This window comes from uncultured Tateyamaria sp., from assembly GCF_947503415.1.
Taxonomy (GTDB): domain Bacteria; phylum Pseudomonadota; class Alphaproteobacteria; order Rhodobacterales; family Rhodobacteraceae; genus Tateyamaria.
On sequence record NZ_CANNDS010000001.1, the window covers coordinates 1,850,230 to 1,861,001 of the forward strand.

At 57.6% G+C, this 10,772-nt stretch carries 12 protein-coding genes; 7 read left to right on the top strand and 5 right to left on the bottom strand.

Features of this window, described 5'->3' with window-relative positions:
* The 4 genes from gspD to Q1A32_RS08985 all read left to right on the top strand — a co-directional run bounded on the left by gspD (position 1) and on the right by Q1A32_RS08985 (position 3,897).
* Entirely contained in the window at positions 1-1,920 is a 1,920-nt protein-coding gene (gspD, locus tag Q1A32_RS08970; RefSeq protein ID WP_299652011.1) for a type II secretion system secretin GspD, read from the top strand.
* Between the two features lie 18 nt (positions 1,921-1,938).
* Positions 1,939-2,502, top strand: a complete 564-nt coding sequence (locus tag Q1A32_RS08975) for a sigma-70 family RNA polymerase sigma factor (RefSeq protein ID WP_299652850.1) — start codon at positions 1,939-1,941, stop codon at positions 2,500-2,502.
* The gene (locus Q1A32_RS08980) at positions 2,499-3,149 is read left to right on the top strand and encodes an anti-sigma factor (protein WP_299652013.1); all 651 of its coding nucleotides are present in this window, start codon (positions 2,499-2,501) and stop codon (positions 3,147-3,149) included. The genes Q1A32_RS08975 and Q1A32_RS08980 overlap by 4 nt, the downstream gene beginning before the upstream one ends.
* A gap of 109 nt (positions 3,150-3,258) precedes the next feature.
* Complete coding sequence (locus tag Q1A32_RS08985) at positions 3,259-3,897, top strand: hypothetical protein (RefSeq protein ID WP_299652015.1); 639 nt, start codon at positions 3,259-3,261, stop codon at positions 3,895-3,897.
* 311 nt (positions 3,898-4,208) lie between these two features.
* On the opposite strand, the gene Q1A32_RS08990 is transcribed toward Q1A32_RS08985, so the two are convergent.
* From Q1A32_RS08990 to Q1A32_RS09000, 3 genes are read right to left on the bottom strand one after another with little or no spacing between them, the layout of a single operon-like run.
* Positions 4,209-5,123 carry a DMT family transporter gene (locus Q1A32_RS08990; RefSeq protein ID WP_299652017.1) on the bottom strand — a complete coding sequence of 305 codons (915 nt, stop codon included), beginning with the start codon at positions 5,121-5,123 and terminating at the stop codon, positions 4,209-4,211.
* Between the two features lie 20 nt (positions 5,124-5,143).
* Positions 5,144-5,836 (bottom strand): type 1 glutamine amidotransferase domain-containing protein, encoded by a 693-nt coding sequence (locus Q1A32_RS08995; RefSeq protein WP_299652019.1) that lies wholly within the window; start codon positions 5,834-5,836, stop codon positions 5,144-5,146.
* A gap of 32 nt (positions 5,837-5,868) precedes the next feature.
* Positions 5,869-6,303: a nuclear transport factor 2 family protein gene (locus Q1A32_RS09000; RefSeq protein ID WP_299652021.1), complete on the bottom strand. Its 435-nt coding sequence runs from the start codon at positions 6,301-6,303 to the stop codon at positions 5,869-5,871.
* Between the two features lie 109 nt (positions 6,304-6,412).
* On the opposite strand from Q1A32_RS09000, the gene Q1A32_RS09005 reads away from it, so the two are divergent.
* On the top strand, positions 6,413-7,285 hold the full coding sequence (locus Q1A32_RS09005; protein WP_299652023.1) for a LysR family transcriptional regulator: 873 nt from the start codon (positions 6,413-6,415) through the stop codon (positions 7,283-7,285).
* Between the two features lie 177 nt (positions 7,286-7,462).
* Here the strand turns inward: Q1A32_RS09005 and Q1A32_RS09010 are convergent, their stop codons facing one another.
* Positions 7,463-7,783: a 2Fe-2S iron-sulfur cluster-binding protein gene (locus Q1A32_RS09010; RefSeq protein WP_299652025.1), complete on the bottom strand. Its 321-nt coding sequence runs from the start codon at positions 7,781-7,783 to the stop codon at positions 7,463-7,465.
* Positions 7,784-7,793: 10 nt separating this feature from the next.
* A complete protein-coding gene (locus Q1A32_RS09015; RefSeq protein ID WP_299652027.1) occupies positions 7,794-8,975 on the bottom strand; it encodes a cytochrome P450 in 1,182 nt (393 codons plus the stop codon).
* A gap of 131 nt (positions 8,976-9,106) precedes the next feature.
* On the opposite strand from Q1A32_RS09015, the gene Q1A32_RS09020 reads away from it, so the two are divergent.
* Both Q1A32_RS09020 and Q1A32_RS09025 read left to right on the top strand, forming a co-directional pair.
* On the top strand, positions 9,107-10,003 hold the full coding sequence (locus Q1A32_RS09020; RefSeq protein ID WP_299652029.1) for a LysR family transcriptional regulator: 897 nt from the start codon (positions 9,107-9,109) through the stop codon (positions 10,001-10,003).
* Positions 10,004-10,075: 72 nt separating this feature from the next.
* Entirely contained in the window at positions 10,076-10,741 is a 666-nt protein-coding gene (locus tag Q1A32_RS09025; RefSeq protein ID WP_299613288.1) for a helix-turn-helix transcriptional regulator, read from the top strand.
* Positions 10,742-10,772 lie beyond the last annotated feature (31 nt).

The window sequence follows — 10,772 nt, forward strand, 5'->3', positions numbered from 1 at the left end:
ATGTTGAGACCGTTCATAACAATGGTGTTCTTGGTGGCGTTGTCGGCGCCCGCATCCGCACAGCCGGCAGACGCGACTTATACAATCAACCTGCGCCAGACCGACATCACCATCCTAACGGAGCAGATCGCCGACATAACGGGCCGTACCCTGATCGTGCATCCGGAGTTGCGAGGCGAGATCACGGTTGTATCCGCCGAACCTTTGGACAGTGCTGGGGCTTGGGAGTTGTTTCAGTCCATCCTGCGCGCACGCGGGTTTCACGCAGTGCAAAGCGGTGTCATCTGGCAGATCGTTCCGCTTGAAGCGGCGCGGGCAGCGGCGCGGGTCGACATGGGCGAGGTCAGCGCAGGTAGTCAGGATTTCATTACGCGTTTGATAACGCTGGACAATTTGCCAGCCAGCGAAGCAGTGCGTGTGCTGCAACCGCTGGTGGCAGCATCCGCGTCCATCGAAGCGTTGGAGGATCCCAATGCAGTGCTGATCACGGATACAGCGGAAGGCGCGACGCGTATTCTGACCATCGCCCGCAATCTCGACAGGGACGAAGCGCGCGCCTCGCGGGTTCTTCAATTTCGCAACACGCAGGCCTCCGTGGTCGGGGCCGCGATTGCCGAAGTGCTGGGGGCTAGCCCGACAGGTGCGCGATTGTCGGTGGACCCGGGATCGAACACCCTGATCATTCGCGGCACCGAGGACGAATTGGCCGAGGTCGCGATGCTTGCAACGGCCATGGATGTTCCGCCCGTTTCCAACCCGCAGGTGGCCATGACCACAAGGGTGTTCCCGCTGCGGTATGGCGAAGCCGAGCAATTGGCAGGTATTCTGACAACGGCCTTGACGGGTGCTGGCGCAGTGGCAACGAATGCTGTGGCCGATGAGTTGCAGCAAAACGGCCTGAACGCGGCGGCGCCGGTTTCGGAGGTTCCCGACGTGACCGTCGCGGCGGACGAGGCGCAAAATGCCATCGTTGCCCGCGGGACCGAGGATCAATTGAATGAAGTAGCTGCCTTGCTTCAGCAACTTGACCGCAAACGGGCGCAGGTCTTGATCGAAGCGGCAATCGTCGAAGTCTCAGGCGAAACTGCGCAACGGCTCAGCGCGCAATTGGGATTGGGAGAGCTTGCCCTGCCCGGCGGTCTTGCAGCCACGTCGTTCGGCAATGGTGGCGCTGCTCTTGGCACCTTGTTGGCAGCGCTTGGAAGGCCCAACGCCGCATTGGCGACAGCGGGTGGCAGCGCCACGATTGGAGGCGGCAACTTCGGACTTCTCTTGCAGGCGTTGGACCAGTCGACCAGCGCCAATCTGCTATCGACCCCGTCTCTTATGGCGCTCGACAATCAACCGGCATCCATTGTCGTGGGGCAAAATGTGCCGTTCCGTACGGGCACGTTCGCCACGGATGGCAACACGGTGCAACCCTTTACCACCATCGAACGGCAGGATGTCGGGCTGACCATGAATGTGCTGCCGCGCATCAACGATGGCGACACGGTTCGCTTGGACATCAGTCAGGAAGTGTCGTCGCTGGTGAACGCAAATATCGAGGGTGCAGCAGACCTGATCACCAACCGCCGGTCCATAGAGACCAGCGTGCTGGCGCGCAGCGGTTCCACCATCGTGCTGGGCGGGCTTATCACCCGGGATGACCTAAAGAGCCTGCAAAAAGTGCCGGGCGCGGGCGACATTCCAATTCTCGGAAACCTGTTCAAATCCCGCAATCGCAACAAGACACGCCGCACGCTGTTTGTCTTTCTCAAGCCAACGGTTTTGCGGTCCGAACAAAGCCTGAAGGTGACATACGAAAACCGCTTGAACGCATTGCAAAAGGCACGCACCGACACTGACCCCAATGCGGTTCCAAGTGGCATCACACGTGCGCAGAGGCCCGTCAGGTTGGAACTTGGCGGCGTCTATTAAGAGGAGGGCAACACGGTGATGGACAGTACTTCGACCATACTGGATGAACTGGACGGGTTGATCGCGCAGGTAGCGCTGTCAGACCGCCCGGCGTTTGACCAACTCTACACCATGACGTCCAGCCAACTGTTTGCGGTCGCCATGCGTATGATGAAAAACCGGGCCGAGGCAGAAGACGTGCTGCAGGACGCCTATGTGCGTATCTGGCAGCGAGCGGGCAGTTACAGGCCGGGTGAAGGGCGGTCGATGTCATGGCTGATTGCAATCACCCGTAATTTGGCCATTGATCGCATGCGCATCCGTACGGCACCCGTGGCCCCTATTGAGATGGCCCAGGACGTCCCCGATGACGGACCGACGCCGGAAACCGCGCTGGTCCACAGGCAAAATCGCGCCAAGATCGACGCCTGCCTCGAAGAGCTTGAGGCGCAACGCGCAGAAGCGGTGCGGGCAGCCTACCTTGAGGGTTGGTCCTATCAAGAATTGGCGGACCGCTTCGATACCCCGCTGAACACCATTCGAACCTGGCTGCGTCGTAGCCTGATGCGTCTGCGCGACTGTTTGGAGCAAGCACCGAGATGACCGACGCCACCGCACATGATGTGGACAGGGCCTTGGCGGGGGAGTACGTCATGGGCCTTTTATCGTTCGATGAACGCCGCTCGGTCGAAGCGCGATTGCGTCAAGAGCCAGCATTTGTCGAAGAGGTAGATGCTTGGGAGGCATACTTTGCCGGGCTGAATGAGAATTACGGAACAGTCCACCCGTCGCGGCAATCGAAGGCCCGGATCGATGCGCGGCTGTTTGCTGCTCCCAAGCGCAAATCCAGATGGCGGGTGCCGATCAGCTTGGTCACCGCCGTTCTGGCCATGGCGGTAATCATCGGATTCTTTGTGCCCAATCTTGGTGATGCTCCGCACCTTGCTGCACAACTTGGAAGCGATGAAAGCAATTACAGCTTTTCTGTTTCGGTGGGTGACGAAGGCGATGTGTTGGACATTGCTTTGACTGCGGGTGATGTGGTGCCCGACCGCACGTTTGAACTTTGGTTGATCCCGGCGGATGGAACACCACGGTCGCTTGGCACTTTTAATCAATCCGAGCGTCTATCGACGGCAACCATGCAGGAAGGGGCGCTGCTCGCTGTCAGCCTTGAACCGGTTGGCGGGTCGCAGACGGGTGCGCCCACTGGTCCCGTTTTGGCCACCGGGGTATTGGGCGATGCGTAGTTTTTGGGCTTGGTGCGTTGCCTGCGCTGCGATGTGCACTGGCGGGCAGGCTCACGAATTTTGGATCGAACCGGTAGAGGGCACGCCTGCCGTTCAGCAGCCATTGGAAGTGCAGGTCTTTGTTGGCGAAGACTTTGACGGCGAGGTGTTTCCTTTCGAGCCGCGTGCCTACAGAGAAGCCTATTGGATCGGTCCCAGCGCGGTGAACGTATTGCACACTCGTTCCCTCGCAAACGGTATGCCTTCGCTGATGTTCCAAGCCGAAGGCTTACACATACTGGCGGTTGCGTCCTATCCAACGGCGCTGGTTCATGAAACGGTTGATGATTTCGTTGCCTTTGCCGAGGAAGTAGGGGCCAGCAATATGATTGCCGAAAACCCGCCGAACCCCAATCAAAATGGCGGTCTGCGAGAAACCTATCGTCGGTTCTCGAAAGTGCTGACGCATTTGGGTGGCCATAAGGGCCAAGATCGTCAGCTGGGATTTCAGTATGAATGGGTGAAGTCCTGGTCGGGTATCACGCTGTATGCCGGAGACAAAGTAGCGTCACATCATCCGGTCGATTTGCACTGCCGATATCGCAACGGCCAAGTGGCGCAAGAAAGACTGCTGACCGATGACATGGGGCGTGTCGCTTATCGTTCGACATTGCCTGAACGCTGCCTGATCAACGCCGTTTTCCTGACGCCTCCCGCACCCGGGCGCGATTGGTCGAGCGATTGGGTTTCAATGACTTGGGACCCTTAAGCTGCCGCTGTTGGGATGAGCATTTCGGATGCGCGCCACCCTCTGAATCGTGGTCTTGAACGATTGGACTGCGCAGAACAACCGAAGAGACAAAGCGAACATTGACCAAACAAGCCGCAAGAAATGAGCCAAAGCTGTTAGTGGACTGCGGCGAATTCTGACAGGTTTGAAATTGACGAAACGAGACTGTCGTTCGTCGTGTGGATCTTGAAGATATCGCGAAGGTCGGGAATGCGAGCCTCAAATGGCAACCAGCCAAGGCAGCCAGTGGCTGCATTGAACTGGGAGTGGAGTTATCCAATCGGCGGGTCTCACGGTTTGTAGATTGCAGAAACAAGACCGAGACCCACAATGACGATGCCGACAACCTGGAGCGGTCCCGGAATTTCCATCGTGAGTGGAATACCGATCAGCAAGGCAAAGCCGGGAACCAGCGCAGGAAACGTTGCGGCGCGTGCGGCACCCAGATACAGCACAGCTTTGGCAAACGCGATCATCGCGACCACGCCGGACAAGACACCTTGAATGATGATCTGTGCGCTCAGCATTGGTCCACTCAAGTCGGCAAATGCATCAACCCCGCGCAGCCACAGATAGACAGGGACAACGGTGACAAGACCGGCAAGGGATACCACCGTCGTGACGTCGATTGCGTTCAGCTTCCATCTTTGCTGCAACACGCTGAACCCGGCCCAGAGCAGCCCTGCTAGGGCAAACATGGCATCACCGCGCAAGGCACCCACGCCGCTTTGAAATGCGCTTGGTCCCGCGATGAATACCAATCCAAGAATGATCGCGATGGCCCCGGTTGCTTGTCCTTTCGTCAGTTTTTGCCGCAGAAACATCCTCGTAAGCAGAAAACCACCAAGCGTCAGGGTTGCGGGCAAAATCACAGCCCCATGGGCCAACGGGGCATATGCGTACCCCCCCACACTCAGAAAGACGAAGGGCGGCCCCAAAAGCGCTGCGACCGCCAGCGCTTGACCCAGTCGCATGTTTGGCCGTCCGCGTGGGTTGAAAACCATCCAGGCGAGCAACATCAATGGACCGGCTACGACATAGCGAAGGAAGGCGACGTCGTATCCGTCCAAACCTGCTGACACGCCGGCCCGGGATAAAGACAGGTATCCTCCCCAGATCATCGCGGCGGCCAGTCCGGCAATTGTTCCGGCTTGCACAGGGGACGTGTTCAAAGAGCGGATCGGGTGTGTCGCAACGAATGACATGGGGAGCCTCCTGTCCGGTATTATTCTGCGTTGAGCAGCGCGAGGATCGCGCGTGCGCCTTCGGCTGAAGATTGTGGGTTCTGGCCGGTTACAAGATTGCCGTCTGTCACCACGTTAACTGTGAAGTCGGTGTCATTACTGATGATTGCACCAAGCGAACGCAGGCGATCTTCCAACAGAAATGGTACGACGTCACTTAGTCCGACTGCGTCTTCTTCTCCATTGGTGAAGGCAGTCACGCGTTTGCCAGCGACCAATGGTGTGCCATCCGCTTTGCGGACCGCCATCAAGGCCACGGGACCGTGACATACTGCGCCTACCGGTTTGCCTTCTTCGTCAAACGCTTCGATCAAATGAGCGAGGGTGTTGTTGTCCGGAAAGTCCCACATGGGTCCATGACCACCGGGGAAAAAGATCGCGTCGAAACTGCCAGCGTCGAGGTCTGCGATCGGCGTTGTGTTGGCCAGCGCATCTTTTGCCAAAGTATCTTTGTCAAAGCGGCGTGTATCGTCGGTCTGCCATTCTGCCAATGCGCTTTTGGGGTCAATCGGAGGCTGTCCGCCTGCGATTGACGCGAGCGTTACATCTGCGCCTGCGTCTCGGAATTCGTAGTAGGGCGCTGCGAATTCTTCGAGCCAGAAGCCGGTTTTCTCGCCGGTATTGCCCAATTGATCATGGGACGTCAGGACGATGAGGATACGGGAAGGTGTCATGGTAGCGTGCTTTCAAAAGTGTTGGCCGGGGTTCAATCAATGGTCTCTTTGCCAAGCTGGCGGTACCAGTCGACGTTGTCCCAAAAGGCGGTCATGTGTGTGATCTTGCCGTTTTCGTCAGTGTCGAGGACAAACAAGTGGCGCAGGTTGTATGCATGGCCCTTGCTTGGCACGCCAAAGGCTTCCTTGGCCTGAGTGCCCGAGATATCGACGTCGATCCAGGCTTTGCGCCCGCTTGCATCGCCCGTAATCGAATGAATGGAATTGGACAAGTTGGGGAAGCTGTCGATCAGGACACCCCAGCTGCCGGGTCCAACTTGCTCAACAGGACCGGCGAGGGCAAAGGGGACGTATTCCACAATGCCTTCGGGTTTGAACATCGCGACCATCGCGGGCACGTCCTGCGCACGATAGTGGTCGAAAAGTTCGGCGGCGATTTCTGCTGCTGTTTGCGTCTGCGTGGACATTTTGTGTTTCCTTTTTGGTGTCTTGTTTGTCTGATGAGAGGAAGCTAATCGTTGCGCGCAAAGCGATTAAGATAGTAAATGGTTCAATGATTATTGCTGGAGTGGGATAATGCGCAAGCTGGATGGCTTGGCCGAGTTTTGCGCTGTGGTCACTGAAGGCGGTTTCACCCGGGCCAGCGAGACGCTCGGAGTATCGACCTCTTTCATCAGCAGGCGTGTCGCAGAACTGGAGGCGCGGTTGGGGGTGCGACTGTTGCATCGCACGACACGCAGCGTGAACCTGACAGATATCGGTGCGCTTTATTATGAACGGGCCAATGTCATTCTTGACGACATCGCGACGTTGGAAACCGATCTTGCAGAACAGCAAAATCTGGTAAAGGGGCGGGTGAGGGTTGCGGCAGCAGGACTGTTTGGCGAAACTTGGGTGACTGAACAGCTGTCCGAATTTGCATCGCAGCATCCCCAAATCGAGGTTGAGCTGAACATCACCGAGCGTCTGGTCGATTTGATCCGCGAAGGGTTTGATCTGGCCGTGCGCTACGGCATGCCCGATGATCAAGACTTGGTCGTCCGCAAGATCGGCAAGCGTCGGATCAAGGTCTGCGCCTCTCCGTCATATTTAGAGCGTACTGGCCTGCCCGATACCCCACGTGACCTAAGCGCGCATACGTGCCTTGCGGCACCGGGTCAAAGGTGGATGTTTCGCGAAGGCGGCGCTGCGTTCGAGGTGAAGGTGTCCGGGCGGTGGTCCAGCAACAACGCAGCCGCACTGGTCAAAGCGTGCAAGGCCGGTTTGGGCATTGTCAGACTGGGCGAAAACTACCTGAACGCTGACATCGACGCGGGCCATCTCGTTCGGCTGCTCGAAGACTTTGAAACCGACCCTCAGGACATAGTATTGGCCTATCCGTCAAGAGATCGACTGCCACATCGGGTCAGGGCGCTCGTCACGTTTCTCGTGGATGCAAGAAAAGAGTGATCTGGCGTTCTGTTTGCTGAAATCTCGGCACATCTTGCAGTGCCGTGACTAACTGTCTTGTCCTTTAAGCCCATGGTTGCGGACGTTTGCCTCGACCTTGCCACAACAAATTGGTGCTAGGAATTCTTCCGACGGCATGTCTGATATACATGCAAACTTGGCGATGAACAGGTCAGTTCACTGCAGGTCGGGCAGTTGAATGCGGGTTCCTGCAATGGCTTCGGTCACCTGTACCTGACAACTCAGGCGGCTGCCCGGATTGCGATCAGACGCGGCAAAGTCCAACATGTCATCTTCATGCGTCTGCACTGCGGGCAAGAGGTCGAATACGGACGCATCGAAATAAACGTGGCATGTCGCGCACGCCGCCGAGCCATTGCATTCAGCGCTAATCCCCGGAACGCCCTGGCTTAGCGCGACCTGCATCACGGACAAGCCGAGTGTGGCATCGACCTGATGCTCGGTACCGTCTGCTTGAACGAAGGTAAGCTTTACCATTGATCTGTCCTCAGGCATCCCACAGCACGGGCAGCGATGTTGGTCCACGAAAAACCCAACCCCTGACCTGTACCGTCTTTTGACTGTCCAGCCGCAGCCCCTTTAACCTTCGAAGAAGGCGTGGCACGGCAATTTCGCCCACCATCTGACGAGCCACCCACGTGCCCGCGCAGAAATGTGGCCCCGCTCCGAAGGCAAGGTGTTGTTGACGTGGGCGGTGAATGTCGAAGTCATTCGGGCGCGTAAAGCGCGACGGATCGCGGTTTGCAGCGCCGACACAGATGCCCAATTGATCGCCTTCCTTCAGTGGCGTTTCACCAAGGGTCGTGTCGCATGTGACTCGCCGGGGGTACATACCGATGGGTGACACCCAGCGCACGGCTTCTTCGAAAACTGCGCTGTGCAGGGACGGGTCGGCGCGGACTGCTGCCAGTTGATCGGGATGGGACAGAAGCCCATGCAGGCTTGTCAAAATGGCATCACGCGGTTCGTTCAGGCCCCCTCCGATGATGACTTTCACATTGGCACGGATTTGGTTGATACCGTGCAGCGTCGGGGCATGTGCCATTGAGGATAAAATGGTCGGGTTTTTGGACTTGAGATGTCTGGGCAACGCCTTGTCGATGACGCGGTCAACAGCATCGGACGCATCCTTTGCCCGGTTTGCGATGTCTGGATCGGCGCCATAATTGCCCACACCGTCCATCAGCGCTTGGGACCATCGCGCCAGATCCTGCCATCCGACACCGTCAAGCCCGAGCAGTTCGATCAAAGCGTGGGACGCCATGGGTGCCGCGAATGCGTCAAATAAATCGGCTTGTCCTTTGGCGGCGATGCCGTCCAGCAACTCATCGACGATCACACTGAAAATCGGGGCGAAGTGCTGTTTGACCACGCCCGGCCGAAACGAAGGTTCAATTGCTTTGCGCTCGATCTGGTGCGCTTCGTCGTCCTTTCGCATCAGCGAATGACCCATGACGGTGTTCATCAGAGACTGTGGATTAGTCGATGCGAAGATGTGGTGGTTGCGCTCAATCTCCATGATGTCATCGAACCGGGTCACAAGGTTGAGACGGGCGCTGTCCACCCACACGGCCGAGGCCCGATCACGGACCCGGTCAAAGCACGGATACGGGTCGTCGGTCAGCATGGCAATGCTGATATCCGACACATGCGGAACGTCCTTGGGCATGGCGATCCTCCGGATGCGAGTGGTTGCAATGCACTGAACCAATTCGAACTTCCAAGCATCTGTCAATTTGATTGATTTGATTTACGACATCAGTAAATTTGATTGTATTGGATAAACAGGATGTTCGAACGATGAGCCGATTGCTGAAAGTGGACTTTGCCGCGCTCAGGACTCTGCAATACGTGCATGATCTCAAATCCTTTTCGCTGGCCTCGGAACGGCTTGGTCAGACCCAATCAAACGTCAGCTACACGATTGCAAAACTGCGCGACTGCTTTGGGGACCCTCTGTTTGTGCGCGAAGGCAACGCATCCATCCCGACGGATCGATGCCGGGCGATTGTGCAGCACGCCGCTGGGTTGCTTGAAGAGTTTCAGGGGGTCGCCACAAGTCGGGCCTTTTCGCCGGACACGGCGGAAGGTCTGGTGACCATTTCCTGCAATCACTACGAGCGCATGATTGTACTGCCCAAGCTCATCAACACATGCCGGGCCCAAGCCCCCAACGTGCGCCTGCGCGTCATGAATTCATTTGGGCGGGGTGAAGAGCAGCTAAAGCGCGGGGAATGCGATCTGTTGATGGGGCCAGTGAATTTTCTCGGGGAACACGTCTTCAAGCGGCGGTTACTTGAGGATTACTATGTTTGCGTGATGGACCCGGACAACCCGTTGGCGCAGGGCGATTTGACCGCCCAAGGCCTGCGGACTGCAAAGTTCCTGACGGTCAGCTTCGCCGGACACTGGCAACCGCTGTACTTCGCCAATCTGGAAACGCACGGCATCACGGTCGAGCCGGTTGTGGAGCTGGCTGAGTACGGTGATATGCGCGGGTACATCGCAGGGACGGACCTTGTGGCGATCCTGCCAAACCGGATCGCCCGGCCCATGTCATCGGATTTGGTGCAACGCCCTCTGCCAAGCGCTGTGCCGCTGGCATTGGATATCTTCTGGACGACACGCACACATCAGGCCCCCCTGCACAAGTGGATTCGGGAAGTGGCCTGCGCAGCGGTGAAGGCGTCTGGCTAAGGTCTCCGAATTCGACTCGAATCCGATCTTCTGTTTAGAGTGCTGTGTCCGACGTGAAAAACTGGTCCCTCGATGTCTCCAGCGACGACCGCGATCTATCCCGATGGCAAATTGTTCACGCTGATGGAGCGTGCAATGGCGTTGTCTGCGATGGACAATGCCGGGCTCTATGTGATTGGCGAGGATGGCACATTCTGCGATGGGGACATCGCGGGTCTGCCGCGCAAGTTCAAGGACGCCTATGAGCTGACCGGGTTGCGGATTGACCCGGTGGTCGCCTCGGTCAAGGAACGCGGCATTCCAGTCTCCACGCTGACGCTGTTGGGGCCACGGTGGTACAACAGCCAGCTCTACAATCAGGTTTCCCAACATTTCGAGATCGAGGGCTTTGCGACGCTGCCGATCTTTGACGCCTCCAGAATGCGGGCACTTCTATTTTTTGGCGCTGCGCAGTCTGCCAATGTCAAACGCATCGGTCACGAGGGGATGCTGGAATTGTCTGCAGTTGCGATGAAGATCGCGTCGGAGTTTCTGGCGCTTCCGGTCCAACGTTCCAACCTCACGAACCGGCAAGCAGAGGTGGCCGCGCTTGCTGCTGACGGTCTGTCGAACCGGCAGATCGCTCAGCAGATCGGCACCGGAGAGGCCGCCGTGCGCAAGCATCTGAAAGCACTGAACAGGACATTCGGAACGACCAACCGAACCGCCATGGCAAGCGCCTTTCGCCGCCGCTGCTAGGGTACCCGTTCGGGGACTTCCAAGGGCAAAT